The sequence below is a fragment of the Roseomonas sp. F4 genome (genome assembly GCF_053891155.1).
This window is the reverse complement of sequence record NZ_JBSSHK010000001.1, coordinates 595014-613352: the sequence shown is the minus strand read 5'-3', so window position 1 is coordinate 613352 and position 18339 is coordinate 595014. Positions and strand designations below refer to the sequence as shown.

General features: G+C 69.6%; 22 protein-coding genes. 5 read left to right on the top strand and 17 right to left on the bottom strand.

Annotation, left to right across the window (positions count from 1 at the left end; genetic code table 11):
* Window positions 1-21: 21 nt before the first annotated feature.
* Window positions 22-1569: a UxaA family hydrolase gene (locus ACVFYP_RS02905; RefSeq protein ID WP_499198622.1), complete on the top strand. Its 1548-nt coding sequence runs from the start codon at window positions 22-24 to the stop codon at window positions 1567-1569.
* A gap of 13 nt (window positions 1570-1582) precedes the next feature.
* Entirely contained in the window at window positions 1583-1918 is a 336-nt protein-coding gene (locus ACVFYP_RS02900) for a TM2 domain-containing protein (protein WP_499198621.1), read from the top strand.
* Here ACVFYP_RS02900 and ACVFYP_RS02895 read toward each other — a convergent pair whose 3' ends face one another.
* The gene (locus ACVFYP_RS02895) at window positions 1919-2956 is read right to left on the bottom strand and encodes a phosphotriesterase family protein (protein WP_499198620.1); all 1038 of its coding nucleotides are present in this window, start codon (window positions 2954-2956) and stop codon (window positions 1919-1921) included.
* Between the two features lie 161 nt (window positions 2957-3117).
* Here ACVFYP_RS02895 and ACVFYP_RS02890 point away from each other — a divergent pair, with 161 nt between their 5' ends.
* Entirely contained in the window at window positions 3118-3783 is a 666-nt protein-coding gene (locus tag ACVFYP_RS02890) for a DUF4189 domain-containing protein (protein WP_499198619.1), read from the top strand.
* Window position 3784: 1 nt separating this feature from the next.
* Here the strand turns inward: ACVFYP_RS02890 and ACVFYP_RS02885 are convergent, their stop codons facing one another.
* Genes ACVFYP_RS02885 through ACVFYP_RS02875 form a run of 3 tightly spaced genes read right to left on the bottom strand, consistent with a single transcriptional unit; the run spans window position 3785 to window position 4991 of the window.
* A complete protein-coding gene (locus ACVFYP_RS02885) occupies window positions 3785-4141 on the bottom strand; it encodes a DUF952 domain-containing protein (RefSeq protein ID WP_499198618.1) in 357 nt (118 codons plus the stop codon).
* Window positions 4142-4170: 29 nt separating this feature from the next.
* A complete protein-coding gene (locus ACVFYP_RS02880; protein WP_499198617.1) occupies window positions 4171-4617 on the bottom strand; it encodes a cell wall hydrolase in 447 nt (148 codons plus the stop codon).
* Complete coding sequence (locus tag ACVFYP_RS02875) at window positions 4614-4991, bottom strand: hypothetical protein (RefSeq protein ID WP_499198616.1); 378 nt, start codon at window positions 4989-4991, stop codon at window positions 4614-4616. Before ACVFYP_RS02875 ends, ACVFYP_RS02880 begins: the two co-directional genes overlap by 4 nt.
* Window positions 4992-5065: 74 nt before the next feature.
* Here ACVFYP_RS02875 and ACVFYP_RS02870 point away from each other — a divergent pair, with 74 nt between their 5' ends.
* Entirely contained in the window at window positions 5066-5290 is a 225-nt protein-coding gene (locus tag ACVFYP_RS02870; protein ID WP_499198615.1) for a hypothetical protein, read from the top strand.
* Here the strand turns inward: ACVFYP_RS02870 and terL are convergent.
* The 12 genes from terL to ACVFYP_RS02810 all read right to left on the bottom strand — a co-directional run bounded on the left by terL (window position 5287) and on the right by ACVFYP_RS02810 (window position 16895).
* Window positions 5287-6723 (bottom strand): phage terminase large subunit, encoded by a 1437-nt coding sequence (terL, locus tag ACVFYP_RS02865; RefSeq protein WP_499198614.1) that lies wholly within the window; start codon window positions 6721-6723, stop codon window positions 5287-5289. The two genes, ACVFYP_RS02870 and terL, sit on opposite strands and share 4 nt — an antisense overlap.
* Window positions 6720-7028, bottom strand: a complete 309-nt coding sequence (locus ACVFYP_RS02860; protein ID WP_499198613.1) for a hypothetical protein — start codon at window positions 7026-7028, stop codon at window positions 6720-6722. The genes terL and ACVFYP_RS02860 overlap by 4 nt, the downstream gene beginning before the upstream one ends.
* Window positions 7025-9307, bottom strand: coding sequence for a phage tail fiber protein (locus ACVFYP_RS02855; protein WP_499198612.1), 2283 nt, complete (start codon window positions 9305-9307; stop codon window positions 7025-7027). Before ACVFYP_RS02855 ends, ACVFYP_RS02860 begins: the two co-directional genes overlap by 4 nt.
* A gap of 28 nt (window positions 9308-9335) precedes the next feature.
* The gene (locus ACVFYP_RS02850) at window positions 9336-9776 is read right to left on the bottom strand and encodes a hypothetical protein (protein WP_499198611.1); all 441 of its coding nucleotides are present in this window, start codon (window positions 9774-9776) and stop codon (window positions 9336-9338) included.
* Window positions 9776-11656 carry a phage tail protein gene (locus ACVFYP_RS02845; protein ID WP_499198610.1) on the bottom strand — a complete coding sequence of 627 codons (1881 nt, stop codon included), beginning with the start codon at window positions 11654-11656 and terminating at the stop codon, window positions 9776-9778. The genes ACVFYP_RS02850 and ACVFYP_RS02845 overlap by 1 nt, the downstream gene beginning before the upstream one ends.
* Entirely contained in the window at window positions 11653-12228 is a 576-nt protein-coding gene (locus ACVFYP_RS02840) for a phage connector family protein (protein ID WP_499198609.1), read from the bottom strand. Before ACVFYP_RS02840 ends, ACVFYP_RS02845 begins: the two co-directional genes overlap by 4 nt.
* 94 nt (window positions 12229-12322) lie before the next feature.
* Window positions 12323-13162 carry a phage capsid protein gene (locus ACVFYP_RS02835; protein WP_499198608.1) on the bottom strand — a complete coding sequence of 280 codons (840 nt, stop codon included), beginning with the start codon at window positions 13160-13162 and terminating at the stop codon, window positions 12323-12325.
* Between the two features lie 278 nt (window positions 13163-13440).
* On the bottom strand, window positions 13441-14169 hold the full coding sequence (locus ACVFYP_RS02830; protein ID WP_499198607.1) for a capsid assembly protein: 729 nt from the start codon (window positions 14167-14169) through the stop codon (window positions 13441-13443).
* Window positions 14170-14177: 8 nt separating this feature from the next.
* Window positions 14178-15605, bottom strand: coding sequence for a portal protein (locus ACVFYP_RS02825; RefSeq protein ID WP_499198606.1), 1428 nt, complete (start codon window positions 15603-15605; stop codon window positions 14178-14180).
* An 8-nt stretch (window positions 15606-15613) separates the two neighbouring features.
* On the bottom strand, window positions 15614-15892 hold the full coding sequence (locus ACVFYP_RS02820; protein ID WP_499198605.1) for a hypothetical protein: 279 nt from the start codon (window positions 15890-15892) through the stop codon (window positions 15614-15616).
* A gap of 143 nt (window positions 15893-16035) precedes the next feature.
* A complete protein-coding gene (locus ACVFYP_RS02815; protein ID WP_499198604.1) occupies window positions 16036-16473 on the bottom strand; it encodes a hypothetical protein in 438 nt (145 codons plus the stop codon).
* A complete protein-coding gene (locus ACVFYP_RS02810; RefSeq protein WP_499198603.1) occupies window positions 16470-16895 on the bottom strand; it encodes a hypothetical protein in 426 nt (141 codons plus the stop codon). The genes ACVFYP_RS02815 and ACVFYP_RS02810 overlap by 4 nt, the downstream gene beginning before the upstream one ends.
* A gap of 198 nt (window positions 16896-17093) precedes the next feature.
* Here ACVFYP_RS02810 and ACVFYP_RS02805 point away from each other — a divergent pair, with 198 nt between their 5' ends.
* Entirely contained in the window at window positions 17094-17744 is a 651-nt protein-coding gene (locus ACVFYP_RS02805) for a S24 family peptidase (RefSeq protein ID WP_499198602.1), read from the top strand.
* A 200-nt stretch (window positions 17745-17944) separates the two neighbouring features.
* On the opposite strand, the gene ACVFYP_RS02800 is transcribed toward ACVFYP_RS02805, so the two are convergent.
* Window positions 17945-18337 carry a VOC family protein gene (locus ACVFYP_RS02800; RefSeq protein ID WP_499198601.1) on the bottom strand — a complete coding sequence of 131 codons (393 nt, stop codon included), beginning with the start codon at window positions 18335-18337 and terminating at the stop codon, window positions 17945-17947.
* Window positions 18338-18339 lie beyond the last annotated feature (2 nt).

Here is an 18339-nt window from a genome sequence, read left to right as displayed (position 1 = left end):
CGCAACAGGAGACGCGCCCCAATGATCGACCTCAAAGCCAAGCGCCTGAACGGCCCGGTGATCCGCCTGCATCCGGACGACAACGTCGTCGTCGCCCGCATCGATATCGAACCGGGCACCTCCATTCCCGGCGAGAACATGCTGGCGCGCCAGAAAGTGCCGGCTGGCTACAAGATCACCACCGCCGCGCTGCGCAAGGGCGACCCGGTGCTGAAATACCAGGTCACCATCGGCTTCGCCGCGGAGGACATGCCCGCCGGCACCATGGTGCACACGCACAACATCGATTTCCGCGAATTCGATCGCGACTACGCGATCGGCCGCGACTACCGCGCCGTGGAGATGATCCCCGAGGATCAGCGCAAGACCTTTGAAGGCTTCGTCCGCGCCGATGGCCGCGTCGGCACGCGCAACTTCATCGCCGTGGTGTCGAGCGTGAATTGTTCCGCCACCGTCTCCCACGCCGTGGCCGACTGGTTCACGCCGGACCGGATGGCGGAATGGCCGAATGTGGACGGCGTCGCCGCCTTCACCCACTCCACCGGCTGCGGCATGGAATTGTCCGGCGAGCCGATGCAACTGCTGCGCCGCACGCTCGGCGGCTATATGCGCCATCCGAACGTCGCCGGCGTGGTGGTGATCGGCCTCGGCTGCGAACGCAACCAGATCGCCGGGCTGCTGGCGGAACAGGGCCTGGCCCCTGGCCCCATGCTGCGCTCCCTGGTCATGCAGGAAGTGGGCGGCACCCGCAAAAGCATCGATGCCGGCGTCGCCGTGGTGAAGGAGATGATGGAGGAAGCCAACAAGGCCACCCGCTCCACCGTCTCCGCCGCGCACCTCTCCGTCGGCCTGCAATGCGGCGGGTCCGACGGATTTTCCTCCATCACCGCCAACCCGGCGCTCGGCGCCGCGATGGACCTTCTGGTGCGCCACGGCGGCACCGCAATCCTGTCCGAAACCCCGGAAATCTACGGCGTGGAACACACCCTCACCCGCCGCGCCGTCAGCCAGGAAGTCGGCGAGAAGCTCATCGAGCGCATCCGCTGGTGGAAGGACGTCTACACCCCCGGCCGCGACACCCAGATCAACGGCGTGGTCAGCCCCGGCAACCAGGCCGGCGGCCTCGCCAATATCCTGGAAAAATCCCTGGGCTCCTCCATGAAAGGCGGCACCGGCCCGCTGATGGACGTGTTCCGCTACGCGGAACCCGTTACCACCAAGGGCTTCGTCTTCATGGACACGCCCGGCTTTGACCCGGTCTCCGCCACCGGACAGGTCGCCGGCGGCGCCAACATGATCGCCTTCACCACCGGCCGCGGCTCCATGTACGGCGCCAAACCCGTGCCCAGCGTGAAGCTCGCCACCAACACGCCCATGTTCCGCCGCCTGGAAGAAGACATGGACATCAACTGCGGCGAAATCCTCGACGGCACCGCCAGCCTCGCCGAAATGGGCGAACGCATCCTCGACCTGCTGCTGCGCACCGCCTCCGGCGAACCCACCAAAAGCGAGCTCCTGGGCGTCGGCAAACACGAATTCGCCCCGTGGCAGATCGGGATCACGGGGTAGGACGGCGTTGGTGATGTCCAGCAGCCTGCCGCCCTTCGGAGGTTCCTCCGGCCCGTCCCGCGATGCGGTCGCGATGATGCAGTATGATGCGGCGAAGAAGTCCACGCTGCTGGCTTATCTGCTGTGGTTCTTCCTCGGCTATTTCGGCGCGCACCGCTTCTACCTCGGGCGCACCGGCTCCGGCGTGGCGATGCTGCTGATCTTCCTGGTGTCCTTCCCGCTGGCCTATGTGCTGATCGGGATGCTGGGATTCCTGGCGATTTTCCTGTGGTGGCTGGTCGACGCGCTGCTGATCCCTGGGATCGTGGCGAGCCATAACGCCGCGCTGATCGCACGACTTCAGGGCTGATCAGCCAGGCAAGGTCAGCAAGCGGCGCGGTGTTTCCACCAGCATCGCGTCCAGCTCGTCCTGCGAAAAGCCGCGTTCGCGCATGAAGGGGACGATGTTGCGGAAGATGTGGCCGTAGCCGTGGCCGCCGTGGTGGCGTAGGCGCGTCAGGCGGCAGATGTCCTGGCTGATGACGATCTGATCGCGGTGGCCGCGGTCCAGCAGCCGGCGGATCATGTCGATGCGGGTGCCGTCATTGGGCATGTTGATCGGCGCGAAGGACCAGTAGGCGTGTTCGTAGCCGAACAGGTCGAATTCCAGCACGCAGCCGGTGTCGGCCAGGGCGAACAGCCGGTCGTCGTCGAAGATGGTGCGGTCGACATGGTCGATGATGGTGCGCGGGATGTCGCCGCCATGGGCGCGCAGGAAGGCGATGATCTCCGCCGGCTGGTCGGGATGCACGCCGGGGTGGATGGTCAGCGCCGCGCCGGTGTCCTGCTGTGCCAGCACGGCGCCGGCCATCACGCGGCGCTCCAGGGCGGTCCAGGGGGCGGAGCAGCCGATTTCCCCGATCAACCCGGCGCGGATATCAGTGCCCCAGGCGCCCTGGCGCAGCGCGCCGAGCATCTCGGCGGCGAAATCCTCGACGCTGCGATCGTGGTTGGCGGGGTCCTGGAAGTCCTCGACATATTGGCCGCAGCCCATCACGAGCGTGACGCCGCTGCGGCGTGAAACCTCGACCAGGCCATCCGGGTCCGGCGCCAGGCCGCCGATGGTCATCTCCACCATGGTCGCGCCGCCCTCGGCGCGGAACATCTCCAGCTCCGCCACCGCCAGGTCGCGGTCCAGCATCACGGTCTTTCCGGCATGCGGGTGGCGGCCGTAGTCGATGTCGTAGCGGCTTTGCGGGGTGATGGGGGCGACGAGTTCAGGTCGCGTGGCGATGGCCTGCCGCAGGCTGCGCGGGGTGATGTCGCACAGCACGTGCTCATGCATCAGGGTCGGCCCCAGGCTTTCGGGCGGCACAGGCCCGAGTACCGTCTGCACAAATCCCGCCATGCACCACGCTCCGACTCGCTTCGGGCGGCACGATGCGGGGTGGGACGGGGCGCGGCAAGGTGGGGAGTGCCGGACCCGGAGGCGGCAGCGCCAGATCGTTCCGCGGGGTCAGAAGGGGTCTGGCCATATCGCGGTTTTAACATTCTACTGCGGATTGGGATTTGATAGGGGGCCAGGCGTTGGTGGATGGGCATGGCAAGGCGCAGTGGGCGGGGCTGGTCGCGCTGCTTATGGGCCTTGCGGGATCGCTGACCGCGGCACAGGCGCAGACGGCTGCGCCGAGCCGCGCCTGCCAGCAGCAATGCGCCTCCCAGGTGCCGGCCACCGCCGGGCAACGCAACATGCAGGTGTGCCTGGTGCGTTGCGCGGCGGGTGAGGCGTATCTGGCCCGCCAGCGCAGGCCCGGCTCCGTGGAGGCCAGCGGCCAGGGTGTGCGCCCCGGCACGGCTCCGGTCGCGACCCGTAGGGCGCGCAGCCTGGTGGTCTATGCGGGTGCGCTGCCGCTGACCGGCCTTTCCGTGTCCCGCCCGATGGAGCGGACGGCGGCGCATCGCGCGGCGGAGACGGATTGCTACCGCCGCAACGGCCAGCGGCCCTGCCGGCTGCTGACGGAGACGGAGCAGCGCTGCGTGGCGGTGGCGCGCGGTCTGCGCGCGCGGGGGCTGGTGGTGACGGACGACCCCGGCACTTTCATCCTGCTGCATTACGGCGTGGGCGGAGGCCAGGATGTGGCTTCGGCGCGCGACATGGCCATGCAGGACTGCCTCGCTCGCCTGGCGCCGGGCGACAGTTGCCGCCCGCTGACCAGCCGCTGCGGGCCGAACTGACTCAGGGAATCCCTTCCGGGAAGACGTGCCGCCCTTCGGCATCGAGTGGCAGCCGGGTGGCGGTGAGCACGGCCGACAACGGCAAGGCTGTGTAGAGATGCGGAAACAGCCCCGGCCGGCGCCCGCCCGCCGCAGCTTCCCAGCGCAGGGCCGCGCCCAGGCGCCGTGCATCCGCCTCGATCAGCCAGAGATCCGCCTCCCCTGCGCGGTGCTTCGCCGCGCTGGCCCGCAGCTGCGTGGCCGTGGAGAAATGCAGGAAGCCGTCGCGGGCGTCATCGGCACTGCCGGCATAAGCGCCGGCCTGTTCCGCCGCGCGCCAGTCGGCGTCGCGGACCATGGTGTAGATGCGGTCTTCCATCGCGCGCGCCCTGCCCTGCCAAGGCCGTTTCAGCCGAGCAGCCGATAGAAGACAAGCCCGCCGCGCTGCGCCGTCGGCACCAGGCCGATGGCCCAGCGCGGCAGGCAGTCCGCGGCGTGGTAGTGGGTGGCGCCCTGGGTGGCATCCGGCAGGGCGCCGGCCAGGGCGCGGGCGGCGATGCGCCGGCAGATGGCGAAGCCGGCCTCCTCCACCAGCGCCGGGTCGCGCAGCCGGGCGCGCTGCGGATGGCGAGGGTGCCAACAGGCAAACTGGAACGGCGCGCGGCATATGCCGGGCACGTCCGCGCCCAGATGGCGCGGCCCCTCCGGCAGTCGGGCCAGGCGCAGGCGGTTCATCACCACCGATGCCACCCCCTCCATCGCCCGCACGGTCAGATGGCCGGCCTCCCCCCAAAGGGTCAGCTCCAGCACCGCCGCGGCCAGGCTGGCCGGGCGGTGGGACAAGGCGCTGCTCATCGGCCTTCTCCCACCTCGGCGCGGGCGGAATAGCCCATCTTGCGGCCTTGCATGTTCTGGCCGGCGATGGCGCTGGCCGTGGTCGCGGCGCGGCTCACCTCGTCCAGCTTCTCCTCGATGCGCAGCAATTGCAGCGACAGACGCGAATCAAGGTCGCGGATCAGCGACAGCGGCACATAGGTGCGCGCAACCTCCAGCTTGAAATCCACCAGCTCGTCGCGGGAAGGGCCGGGCGGCTGTGCGGGTGGGGCGGGCGGCGCCTCGGGGCGGCCCTGCAGCTCGCGCCGCAGGATGAAGATCACCCACAGCATCAACGCGGCCAGCGGCGCATCGGCCAGGGCGGCCAGAAGCTGCGGTGGGAATTCGGGGATCATCGGGGGGAACTCCTTGAAGGGAAGCGGTGGGGGGGCCACCCTGGGTGCGAACAGCAAGCGGCCGTCACCGAACGATGTGGAACCAGCCCTATCTCGAGACCTGCTGCCGATCCGCCCTGCACCGGCTGACGCTGGTGGGGCGGCCCGGCCGACCGGATGGGCTGAAGGATGGCCCCTGCCTGAAGCGGCTGGAGGGGATGGGCCTGGCGCGGCAACGCCCGGATGGGCGCTTCGAAATCACGGCGGCCGGGCAGGACCGCCATGCGATAGAGATCGTTCCGGTCCGTAAAACTGCCTAGACGCCCCGCCAGGGCAGCGTCGTCTGCCGTACCGGCGGCGCGAAGGGCAGGCGAACCGGCTCTGCCAGCAGGCAACCCGCCACCGCATCCAGCGCATCATCATGCTGGCCCGGCGCATCCGGCCGCCATTCCGCCATTTCCTGGGCGAAGCGGGTGCGGAACACATCCTCCCGCGCCCAGAGCCGGCGCGCCGCCAGCACCGGGTCCAGCCCGGCCAGAATGCGCTCCGCCTTGGCACGGCGGCTGACCGCTTCCACCACCGTGCAGTTGTAGCCAATGCGGCGGAACTCGCGCTTCAGCAGGCCCGGCAGGAACTTGCCGATGCCGTTGCCCTCCACCCGCAGCACCGGCAGCAGCAGCGCCCGCGCGATCTCCGCCACCGCGCGGCATTGCTGGGTGGCGGCGTCGTCCTCCGCCTCCGGATCGTGCAGCAGATAGGCGAGGCGATGCAGGTAGTGCCGGCCCTCGGCATCGGCATAGGTGCAGGCCAGCACGCTGGCATCGCCGAACCCCGGCCGCCCGAAGGCCGGGTCCCACCAGCCGCCGCCCGAGACCATCTGCCGCCCCATCAGCGTCAGCACGCCGCGCCCATTCGCCTCGCGGTAGTCGGTATCCTCCGCGTAGCGCATGATCTGGCTGGGATCGAGGCGCGCCGCCTCCTCCGCCACCGCCTCCAGCAGCATCTGCCGGCGGAAGGCGAGCGGCCCGACGCGCTGGCGCAGCGCGGCGATGCCGGCCTCGGTGAAGCGTTGCGGCCAGGCGCTGGCGCCGGAGGCATCCACCAGCGGCAGCACCAGGCGACGATAGCCGGCGAGGAAGGCGTCCTCGCCCTCCGCATACAGGCTGTCGGCACAATGCGGCGTGCCGACGAAGATCATGCGGCCACCGGGCACCAGCACGAACTCCGTCTCGGTCAGGCGTTCCCGCAACTCCGCGCGCTGGCCCGGGGAGCCGCAATTGCCCGCCACCTCGACATCGTCGCAGATGATGAGGTCGGCGCGCGCGCCGGTGATATTGCCGCCGATGCCGGCGGCCAGCATCGAGGCATCGCGCAGCACCGCATGCCGCGCCACGGTGAAGCGGTCGGACGCCCAGGACCCTTCGCCGTGATCCGGCAGTAACGCGCCGCACAGCGGATGCCGGCCGAGAATGCGGCGCACCGTGGCGACCATGCGCGTCGCCAGCGCATGATCCGCCGCCACCACAAGAATACGCGTCTCCGGCGCACGATAGAGCTGCCAGGCGCAGTACAGCCCGACCAGCGTCGACTTGCCGCACCCCCGAAAAGCCATCAGGAGCAGACGCAGATCGCCCTCCTCGCCGCGCGCCATCAGCCAGCCCAGCATGCGGCGATGCACATCGGGCGTGCCGAGGCCGGCGAGGCGATTCCAGATCCAGGCGAATTCCAGCAGATCGGCGGGCCGTTCCGTCATCCATCACCCTCCTTCGCCATCTGCGCCCGCATCGCCGCGAGAATCTGTTCCGCATCCGGCGGCGAATCACCGGGCTTGTGAACCTCACCCGCCGTCATCGCCGCCAGCTCCGCCATATGCGCCAGCGCCGAGCGCGCCGCGGCCTGGTGCGCAGCGAAGGCCTTCGGGTCCGGCGGCGCATCGCCGCGCGGCCAGGAGGCGACAAACTCGGCATAATCCACGGCGACGCGCCGCATCGCCGCCTCCAGCGTCTCCCGCGGCAGGGAGGAACCCTGGGTCGTCTTGCCCCGAGCCGGTCGCTTCATGCCTTCACCACGCGCACGCGCACCGTGCCCGGATTGAGATCCAGCGCCGCGCCGCTGCGATTCCAGACAGTGACCGTCACCAGATCCTGCGCGCCGATCTGCGACAGGAAGACGGCGCCGGAGGTGGACAGGGAATAGGCCGCCTGCACGAAATCCCCGGGCCGCGCGCCGGGCACCGGCACATTGACCTGGGTGCTGCCCCCCGCGGCGATGGAGGGCGGGTCCCAGGCCTGTTCCGCCACCAGCTCCCGCTTGCCAATTGGCAGATCCGGCAGGCCATACATCAGCGCCGGCGCATGGCGCGGATCGCAATTCAGCCGCAGCGCGCGCAGTTCATAGTCGTTGGAAATACGCGCCACCCCAATCACCGCCGTGGCGACCGCCGGCGAAAGCCGCAGCGCCTGCAGGCGCGACAGCCCGCCATCGGTCATATCCGCCGCGCCCTGCCACCATCGCGCGGTCGGATTCCAGACGACCGACTGGCCGGAGGCCAGCACCAGCGGGCCGAGACTGTCGGTCAGCAGGTTGTTCGCGCCGTCGAAGCACATCACCATCAGCCGCGGCGCATCCGCATCGACACTCAGCGCGAAGTCGCGGCATTGCCGCGCATCGACGATGAAGCCCACCGCGCGCCCACCCGTCAGCATCACGCCGCGATTGGTCAGTTCGAAGGCGTCCAGCGCGGGAAAGACAAAGTCATGCAGCACGGCCGGGCTGCCGGAGACATTGGACGAAAGACAGGCCAGCTTCTCGAAGCCGATCTCCGTCGCATTCCAGCGGATGGCGGCGGCGCGGAGCGAGGGCAGGCTCGCCACCTCCCGCGTCGCCTCGCGATGTGCCGCCGCCTGGTGCAGCGCCCGCACCACGCCGCCGAGGCGGGTAGAGTCACTGGTATGCTCGATCTCCACCATGTAGCCCTGACTGGCCCAGGCCACTTCATACAGATGGTCCTGCGCCGCGCCGCTGTGGCGGGCGACGAAGCCGGTGCAGCCTTCCATGCGCAGGCCACGGGCGATGATGGCGCGGCTGCTGACCTCGCAGAGGAAGGGAATGCCGACGATCGGCCGACCTTCCGCGTTCAGTTCGAAATTCGGCCCGTCGAAGACATGCCGGTTGTGCGCGATATAGGCGCCGGGCGCGGCCGACAGGCGAATCCCGAAGCGGTCCTTGTCGACATGCAGGGTCGAGCCCACGGCGAAATGGCCGCCGTAATAGCGGATGGAAGTGTTCCAAGCCGCCGCCGTTGCCGTGTGCACATCGAGGCCGATGCGGTTGTTGACGATGCGGCCGAGCACCAGCGTGCAATCCTCGAAGCCACGACCGTCACCCAGGGTGCGGATGCCGATGGTGAATCCCTCGACGCGCCGCACTTCGATGAGGGAAGCGTCGTGATTGCGCAGCAGGATGCCGATATCGCCTTCATTCTCCCAATCCGACGTGGTCGCGCGCAGCACCGCCAGGCCGCTGTGCAGCTTGCTGGCATTGCGCGCGCTGCCGCCATCGCCAATCGTCAGCGCCGCTTGCCCGGCCGGCCCCGCATAGACAATGCTGCCGCGCATGATGAGGCCGGCGGAAGCGCCGGGCAGGGTCAAAGGCTGGCTGCTGCGGAAGGACCCCTCCCCGATCAACAGCATTTTGCCAGACGCGCCTGCGGCATTCATCGCCGCCTGAAGCGCCGGCCCATCCTCCGTCACGCCATCGCCCGTCGCGCCGAAGTCGCGCGCGCTGAGCTGTTCGGCGAGCTTGTCCTCCACCGTGTAGGGCACGGCACCCGGAAAGGGCGCGCCGATCAGCCCGGATTCGCGCGGCAGCACCACCAGGTCGCCGCCCCCGTCGAAGCCCAGCACACGATTGGCACGCGCACCGCGCAGCGGCAGGGTGAAGGCACCGCCGACTTCGGCCGGGTCCTGGCGCAGCGCGCCCGACAACTCCTCCCGTTGTTCCTGCAAGGCGGCGACGATGCGGTCCAACTCGTCGTTCAGCGTGCGGGCGCGCAGCACGCCATTGTCCTGGAAGTCGGTGCTGCGTTCCACGCGGATGCGTCGGCGCAGGGTGACGGTGCTGCCCTCGGCGGGCGGCATGGCCAGGGTGACGCTGCCGCCCTCACTGCTGCCGGCGCCGGTGACGCTGAAGCCGCCGTTGATCGGCACGCCATCCAGGCGCACCTCCAGCTCCGAGGCCTGGAAGATCGGGAAGGGATAGGTAAAGGCGGTGCGCGTGCCGTCGCCCAGATACTGGACGCGCGGCGCGACATCACCGATGCGGATATGCTCGGCCATCAGGGCCTCCGTTCAGGGGTTGGGCGGCTCAATCGAGCAGGTTGCGCAGCGAGGTGCCGAAGGTGGTGCCGGCGCGCAGGAAGCTGGTCAGTGACCCATCCGTGTTCAGCAGGCTGCGACGCCCGGCGGCGAGGCGGCTGGCGAAGATCTGGTCGCTATCGGATTGCGCCGCGGCGGCCTCACGCTCCATGCCCGTGGTCAGCGCCGCGGCGGAGCCTTCATCCGGCGAGATGCCGCTGGCGGCCAGGCGCGCGCGGGTGGAGGCGAGCGTGCCGGCCAACCGCGATTCGCGTGCGCGCTGCTCAGCCGCCTGTTGCAGCGCCGTCTGTTCCGCGCGCGCCGCCTCCTGCACCCTCGCGGCATTGGCCTGCGCCTTGGCATTGGCCGATTGCGCCTGGCCCTGCTGCACGCTGTTGAAGACGGACACGCCCGCGGTCAGGGCCGTGGCGATGGGGGCGAGTTGGGCCATCAGGTGGTAATCCTCAGATCCATGGTGACGGACAGCAGCGTGAGCGGCAGCGGCGTGGCGCCCTCGATGCGCCAGAGCGGCGCCATCGCATCGCGCCGCCAGCCCAGCGCGCGCAGCGCGACATCGCCCGTGAACGGCGCCGGCGGCGCGTCCAGCATCGGCGTGTCGAGGCGGCGGAAAGGTACGTTCTGCGCGCCACGCCCCAGATCCACCTCCAGCGCCGGGGTCGCCAGCAGGCGAAAGGTGACGGAGACCAGGCGCAGCGGCGCGGTGCCGGCCCCGCTGGCGCCGCCAAGCTCCACCGGCAGCGGCTCGATCAGATGCCGGAAGGCCAGCCCGGCCTGAAGCGTGGTGGCGGGCGGGTCGATATGGATGGCGCCCGAGGTGACGATCGTGGCCGCCGCCGGCGCGCCATCAGCCAGCACACCGACCGTCCGCCCCTCGAGATGCATGAGGCCCGACCAGTCATCCTGCGGCGTCGTCGCAACGCCGGACAGCGCCGCATCGAAGCCGATCGCCGCATCGAAGCATTCCAGCCGATGCGTGCCAAAGCGTTCGACCAGCGCGTAGACGCGGCCCTCGGTCTCCGCCACGGCGCGGAAGGCGCCTTCCGTCTCCTGCCGCGTCCAGGCGATGACCTGTTCGGCGCGATAGAGCGTCAGCGTTGCCAGCGCACCATCGGCCATCGCCACATGCAGCAGCCGTTCCGCCTGATCATAGGCCATGGAAACCGGCGCCTGCACCAGATGCCGCGCCACCAGCGCCAGGTCGTTCGCCTGATAGGCGTCGGCGACATCGGTATAGGCGAATTCATGCACACCGCGGCCGGAGCGCGCCACGAAGACCGTGGCGCCATCCACATCCACCGGCGGCACCTGGCGGTCCACAAGCGTGCCGACGCGGGTCTGCCGGTTGAGCTGGATGGAGGAAGGCGTCAGCGGATCGCCCGTGACCATCCATTCGGCGCCGGAGGTGAAGACCTGCAAATGCCGGCCGGAAAAGACGCCCCGGATCGCATTCACCTGGTCGGAGACCAGCGAGAAGGCGATCGCCTCATCATCCAGGCCGGTACCCGTATCGAAATTCCCGAGGTCGCCGGTGCGCGACAGCCACAGCCGGTTCGGCGCATCGCGTGACCCACCGAGCACCAACCGGTCCTGATGGAAGCAGGCGCAGACCGGCCAGCCACGCACGCCGCTGAAGGCGGTCTCCTGCCAATCCTGCGTCGCCAGCGTGTCGTCCAGCACATCCATCACAGCGGCGGTCGCATTCCGCGGCCCCTCGACGGAGAGGATGACCACGCGCTTGCCCTTCAGCAGGAAGCGGGCGGTGACATGGCCGCTGGAAAAGACGGGCGCGGAACAGGTCAGGGCCACAGTGCCGGTGGTGGCGGAGGCCGCCATGGCGACATCGCGGGTGAAGTTCACATAGGGCGCTTCGGTGAAGATGAAGGGCGACAGGATCCAATCGACATGGCTGGTGCGCGTCAGGCGCTGCGGCGGCATCTCCGGATGGAACAGCAGCAGCGTGTCGGCGCTTTGCGTGAAGGCGAGCTGCGGCAGCATGGTGGTGGACCAGGGCGCCGGCAGGCTGGCGACCTCCGCATCGTTCAGGAAGACCAGCAGGCGGCCCTCGCTCAGCACCAGCAGATAGGTCTGCTCCGTGTTGAACTCGAAGGGCACCAGCCGCGCCGGCCCGGGTAGCATCGCCACATGCCGAAGGCCCGGGCGACGCGCGACGCCGCCGGTCGGCTGGATCACCACGTTGCGCAGCCGCCGCGCGCCATTGGCGAAGGCACGCAGATCGGCACGGCCATACAGCTCCGGCGCCAGTTCACCCGCGGTGAAGGAGGCCTTGATGCGGCGCGTCGCGGCCGTCATGCACGCCCCCTGACATCGACCAGCGGGAAATGCTCGATGGCGCGCGGCGTGTCCTGCTGGCTGTCGATCAACCGCGCGCTGCGCAGCTCGCTCTCCGCCAGGCGGAACAGCATCTCGGCGCGGGATGCGCTTTCGGTCAGCGGCAGGCAGAACTCGGCGGCCAGCCGGGCCACCAGCGCCTGGTCGAAGAAGGGCGGGAAGGCGCTTTCATCGGGGCGGAAGATGTAGGTCAGGGTCACGCTGGTGGCATCCGCATGCAGCCGGTCCTCATGCAGGCGATAGGGCATGCCACGGCCACGCCCACCGCTGCCCGCCGACAGCGCGCGCAGGAAGCCGCTGGGCAATTGGAAGGCATGCGCCATATCGGCCGGCGGCACTGCGGCCAGGCGCGGCAGGCCGGTCTGGGCGGTGGCGAAGGACCAGGGATGCGTGGACAGCAGCATGTCGCGCGTCGGCGCGTAGAGATTCGCCGCCACCTCCGCTTCCGCGGTGCCCTCATCGAGCGAGGCGACGGGCTGCGCGCCGAGGCGCAGCAGGGCGCGCGAGCAGAGCGCCACAGCGGTCAGGGACATTTTGGGGCATCCGATCTGGAATCAGGGGTGGTGTGTGGTGAGGAGAGCGGCGAAGCCCCCCTCACCCAGCCCTTGGTGGGAGAGGGCTTTGTCGCTATTCGGCCGCGCGCATGCGCACGACACCAAAAGCGTCGACCAGTACGGCGCCCTGGCTCATCATGTTGGACACGAAATGCGCCGCGCGATCACCGTGCCAGGTGATGTCGGTTTCCACCTCGGCGGCGCTGGCATGGCCGATGGCGGTGCGGTGGTAGAAGTAGCAATGGCGCAGCGCGCCGGACTTGGTCAGGCCGGAATGCGGCATCCACAGCGCGCCGAGCCAGCGCTTGGCCTGGCTGCCCTTCCACGGCAGCGCATCGTCGCCGACATATTCCGAGGAGGCGAATTCTTCGATCTGCAGCAACTGCGACCACTGCTTCCAGCCAACCACGGCGAAGCGCCCGCCATCATCCGGCACTTCCGCCGCGCCCATCATCTCGAAGGCCAGCAGCACTTTCTGCTTCGTCAGCCCATCCGCATCGGTGGTGCCGGTGGCGGTGCCCACCGCCTCCTGCGTCGCGGTGTCCAGCGCGGCGATGATCAGCTCATCGGTCTTGCGACCCAGCGCATAGGCGCCGGCATTGGCGACGACGCCACGCTCGTCGATATTGGTCTTCAGCTCGTCCAGTCGGTCGATCCAGTCGCCGGCATAATAGTCCTGCAGGATGCATTCGACCTGGGCATGTTCCAGGTTCATCACCGGCACGGAACCATGCCGCGTCTTGGCGGCGGCGACGCCCTTGCCGACCCTCGGGAAGAAGGTGCTGGTGCCGGTCACGCCGGTCTTGGAACGCACGGTCGGGCGCAGCTTGCTGCCCTGGCGCTGATAGGCCTCATGCACCTCGGCCTGGAACTGGCGGGCGAAGACGGCATCGATCTGGGTGGAGACGGACATGCGGATTCCTCATGGGAATGGGGGGAGACGATGCGGCCGCGCCGCCGGTTGTTCCTTGCGGGCCGGCTGCGGGTCGCGTGCCCGCAGGCCCGCCTAGCACCGCGGCCAGGGGGGTTGGTTGCGGGAAAAGGGGGTGGCGGGGCGGATGGGGGCGCTGGTCAGGCCCGCGCCATCCGCCCCGCCGCCGCCGCGCGGCCTTGCCCATGCAGGGCCGGCCAGCGCGGCGGCACCGGCCGGGGGAGCGCGCCGCGCCTCACCCCGTGCCGGATCTGGGGCGGCTACTCGCCGACCAGCCGCCGAAAGCCTTCCGTCACGCGCTTGACGAAATCCGGCTCCCGCGTCCGCCAGTAGCGCGGGTCGCGCATCATCTTGCGAAGCTCCGCCTCATCCGGCCCGGCCTCGGCCCGCGCATCGCGAGACAGCGATGGCTCCTTGCCCTCCATCATCCGATGCAGGGCGACGACGCCATCGGCGGTGGAGGACAGCGCGGTGAACACCGCCTCCGGCAGATGCGCGCGGCCCCAGGCGGAAAGCTGCGCGGCGATGCGACGGAAGCGGTCCTCGCCACCGAAATGCGCGCGCAGCTTCTCCACCTGCCGCCCAGCCTCGAACTCCGCGGCCGCCTCGGCGATCAGCGGCAGCAGGCGTTCGGCGGCTAGGTCATAGACAAGCTGCACCTGCCGCGCGTTGAAGCCGGCCTCATGCAGCCGCTGGTTCACTGCGGAATCCGGCGTCAGCAGCTCGTTCGGCGGCGTCACCTCATAGCCTTCCGGGCTGTCCGGAATGCCCAGCGCGCGGCGCCAGCGCAGCCTTTCCTCCTCCGGCGCGTCATCCGCCGGGGGCGCGAAGCGCTGGGACAGGCGCCGCTCCAGCTCGGTGTAGGATTTCAGCAGGGCGTCGACGCGCAGCGCGCCCTTCGCCTCGTCCCAGAATTTTTCAGGCACTTCGGCAGGCCGCGTGCTCGTGCTGGCAGTTTCCGTCGCGGCGTCGAGAAGGTTGTCGGACATGCCGGGGCTCACTCCTGGATCGGGTTGATGGTCTGGGCCGGGCGGAGGATCTCAGCCGGCGCGCCAAGGGTTCGGGCCAGCCAGCGGGCGGCGGCCGGCGCGTCGAGCACCGCCTGCGCCTCCGCCCCCAGCCCGGCGGCGGTCTGGAGGAACAGCAGCGTGTCGGCGGCATCGGCCCGCGCCTGCACCCGGGCGAGCGGGGAGGCGTAGACCAGCCGCGCCTCCTGCCCATCGAGCAGCAGCGGTGGCACCTCTCCCCGCCGCCGCAGCAGCGACAGGCAGCGCACCACCAGCGGGCCGAGCAGTTCCGCCTGCAAACGTCCGTAGATGGCGCCCAGCAGACGGACGGAGATGGCGCTGCGCTCCGTTACCTCCGTCGCCGTCATCCCCGCCTTGTCAGAGGCCGCGATGCGGTCGGCGAGCAGGGCGCCGCGGATGCGCGCCCGCAAATCCTGAAGAATGATCTGGGAGACATCGAAATTGCCCGGCGCCGCCAACGGGGTCAGCCCCGCCGAGCCCTGCGCCTTCGGGATGATGGCGCCCGGCACCAGGCGGATCGTCGCCGGGTTCAGCACGCCGTCATCCTCCGCCTGCCAGATGCCGGTGGCGGCGATGGAGGCGTTCTTCAGGATCAGCTCCACCACCTTGTTGGCGGTGCGGATATCCGGCAGGGCCTTGGCGACGGGACCGCGGCCATAGGTCTCGCCCGGCACCTTCAGCCAGCGGAAGGCGATGAAGGGATTTTCCCGGAACTGCCCCTCGGCCAGCAGTTCCGGCGCGCCCTCCCCGCCATCCAGCACCACCGCGTAGCGATGGCCCGCAAGGGCGTCCGGCCACACCGCTTCCACCAGGCGAAGCGGCGCCGATTCCTCCTCCTTCTGCTGCTTCGGCAAAGCGAGCCGCGCCGCCGGCCAGCGGGCCAGGATTTCCGCCGGCGTCAGGCGCAGCGCGCGGAACACGGTTTCCAGCCGGCCGGAGGGGCCTTCCTCCAGCACTGTCTCGCGCAACGGCACCGCGGTGAAGCGCAGCGCCGAAATCTCGCCGGGCGGTGCCTCCTCCACCAGCAGCACGGCTGTGCCGGTCACCACCAGTTCGAGAAAGGCCTGGTGCAGCTCCAGCCCGAAATTGGACCGGTCGAGATGGCCTTGCAGCGTCGCCGCCGCCACCTCCAGCCGCTGCGCCACCGCCTGGGCTTCCGGCCCGGTCTCCATGTGCCGGGCGGGCGCCAGGTTGAACCAACGCGACCAGGGCGGCGCCAGCTCGGCGAGCAGGGAGGCGGCAAGCTGTTCCGCCGCATCGGCCGCCGTCGCATCGAACAGCGGCGCGGCCAGCGCGCCTGGCAAAGCGTGGTCGTAGCAATCCTGCCAGCCACCTTCCAACGGCCGGCGGAGCTGCACGGCGCGGGCATGGCGGGCGAGGATCTGTTCGGGGGTCATCATCATCCTCATTCGCCCAGCAGGTTCTTGCGCGCGGCAAAGGCCGGCGCCGGGTCCAGCACCCCGCGGGCGGAGGTGGCGATGGTGCCGGCCAGGCCGCGGCGGGCACGTTCCAACGCTCGCTGCCGGGCCTGCTGTGTCGCGTCCTCCGCGGCAGCCTCGGTGGCGGCGGTTTTTTCCGCGGCCGACTGGGTGGCGAGGTTGGTGTCCTCGGCGGAGACGACCGGCTGCGGCGCCTTGAACAGGCCACCCATGCGCGCTTCCTTCAGCTCGGGGTTGGGCCTCACCCAGGCGGCCAAAAAAAGACCCGCCCGGCGGGGGGCCGGACGGGTCGAAGTTGGGGGACTGGGAGAGGAGGATGCCGAGGGCGCAGCTCGCCCCGTGGCGTGGGTTTGATAGATCGGCGCATCGCCGTAGTCAATATATTTTCCTATCGAATCTGATTATTTTCCTTTTCCCGTCCGCCTAGGGCGCGGAAAAGTTGGAACGGCGTCCAGGCCGAAGGGGCCTGCGGGCCCAGCAGAGCCTGGCACAGCCCCACGCAGCTCAACGGCCGCAGCGTCGGCAGCCGGCGTGCTTCCGGCAGGGCGGGCAAGAATGGCCCGAGCACCCGAAGCCCTGCACGACGATAGAAGCCGGGCAGGTCGAAGCCGGCGGCGACCGGCAGCCGCGCCACCACCAGCCGCCCGGTCAAAGGCTCGATCACCGTCCAGCCGACCTCATCCGCCAGGGCGGCGAAGCAGTGGCGGAAGCCGGGGCGCAGCAGGCGCAGCCAGGGCTGGTCCGCCACCCCACCAAAGGCGATCCAGACCTGCTGGCCCGCCGCCTCCGCCACGCGGCGATGCGCGGCCTGGCGGGCCGCGGTCATGCCAGGCGCCCGGGGAATGCGATCACCTCCGCCGGCACCATGCCGCGCATCGGCCCGGCGACGATTCCCTTGGCGCGCAACGGAAAGTCCAGCCGCTCCATCGCTTCCCGCCACAGGCGCAGGTCACCGGCTTCCTGCGGGATACGCGGGCTCGGCGATTCGTGGCGCTCGCCCCAGATGCGCAGGATGCGGGCATGGGCCAGGTCGATTCGACGCTGGCGATACAGCCGGTCGAGGCATTTCACCACGTCATCCGGCTCGCAGGGCCGCACCACCAGGCCACGGCCGGCGCCGATGCGGGCGCCATCGCGCCGCGCGGTCAGCGCCGCCATGGTCCAGAACCAGGCATCCTCGGCGGAGGCGAAGGGTTGCGCGCGATCCAGGCTGGCCAGGATGGGCGTGTGGCGGGGGGCGATGGACATGGATCGAAGCTCCTCCGAAGGGGCATTTTGCCTAGAACAAAATAGGAACATCTGCTGCGTATCTCGTTCCGTTGATGGTTGCAAGGAGATATTCCTATTGCTTTCCGACTCGAAACCTAGGATGTGCAACCCAGGGCGCGCCTCATCCGGCGCGCATAACGGTTCGGTTCAGACCTTATCCCTTGAGGAACCTTGGCCATGCGGCACGAGGACATCTGGCGGGCCATAGATGCCCTCGCTGCGGAACATGGCCTCTCGGCCTCCGGCCTCGCCCGTCGCGCGGGGCTGGATGCCACCGCCTTCAACCCCTCCAAGCGCACCGGCGCCGATGGCCGCGCCCGCTGGCCCTCCACCGAAAGCGTCGCCAAGGTTCTGAGCGCCACCGGCACGGGGTTCGAGGCCTTCGCCTCCCTTGTCACCGGCGCCCCGGCACTGTCACGCGGTGGCGGCCGCGCAACCATCTCCCGCCGCATTCCGCTGATCGGCCTGGCCCAGGCGGGCAGCGATGGCTTCTTCGATGATGGCGGCTATCCGGTCGGCGGCGGCTGGGACGAGATCTCCATCCCCGACGTGCCGGACCCCAACGCCTATGCGCTGGAGATCAGCGGGGAGAGCATGGAGCCGGTGTTCCGCGACGGCGATGTCGTCATCGTCTCCCCCGGCGCGCCGGTGCGGCGCGGCGACCGGGTGGTGGTGCGAACCCGGCAGGGCGAGGTGATGGCCAAGCAGTTGCTGCGCCAATCGGCGCGGCGGGTGGAACTCGCCAGCTTGAACCCGGCGCATCCGAATTACAGTTTTGACCTGGCCGAGCTGGCCTGGATGCACCGGATCGTCTGGGCGTCGCAGTAGAACCAACGCTCGATTTCATCGACCGTTGGTTTGCTTTTCAGACCCTCAGTCGTGCCGCAGGCACGCCAAATGCGTGACGGGCGCGGCCTTCGGCCGCTTGGCTTCGCCGCACTCACGGCGGGCCGCATTCGCGGCCTCGGTCGGCTTCGCCGACCGCAGGTCAACCTTGTCTGGTATGACTGCCGGACTCCGCGCGAGCCTCAATATTCCGCGTAGATCTCGATGATGTTGTCCTCCGGGTCGCGGAAGAACAGGGTGCGGTGGCGCCAGGATGGCAGGTCGGTTGGCCCCCGCAGAATGGGCACGCCCTTGGCGACGAGCTCCGCGTGACAAGTCTCGATCGCGGGGGGCGGCACGCGGAAGGCCAGTTGCACCGAAGCCGACCCCGCCAGCGCCAGACCGTCGTCACAGACGCTCCATGTCCCGCGCGGCCGCAGCGACAGCAGCGTGGCGCCAAGCCGGAAGCTGACCCAGTTGGGGCGGTCCTCCTCGATCGGAAATCCCATCACGTCCCGATAGAAGGCCCGCATCTCCGCCATCCGGCGGCACAGCAGCACCGTGTGGTCCAGATTGCGGATGCTGCTGAGGCTCATAT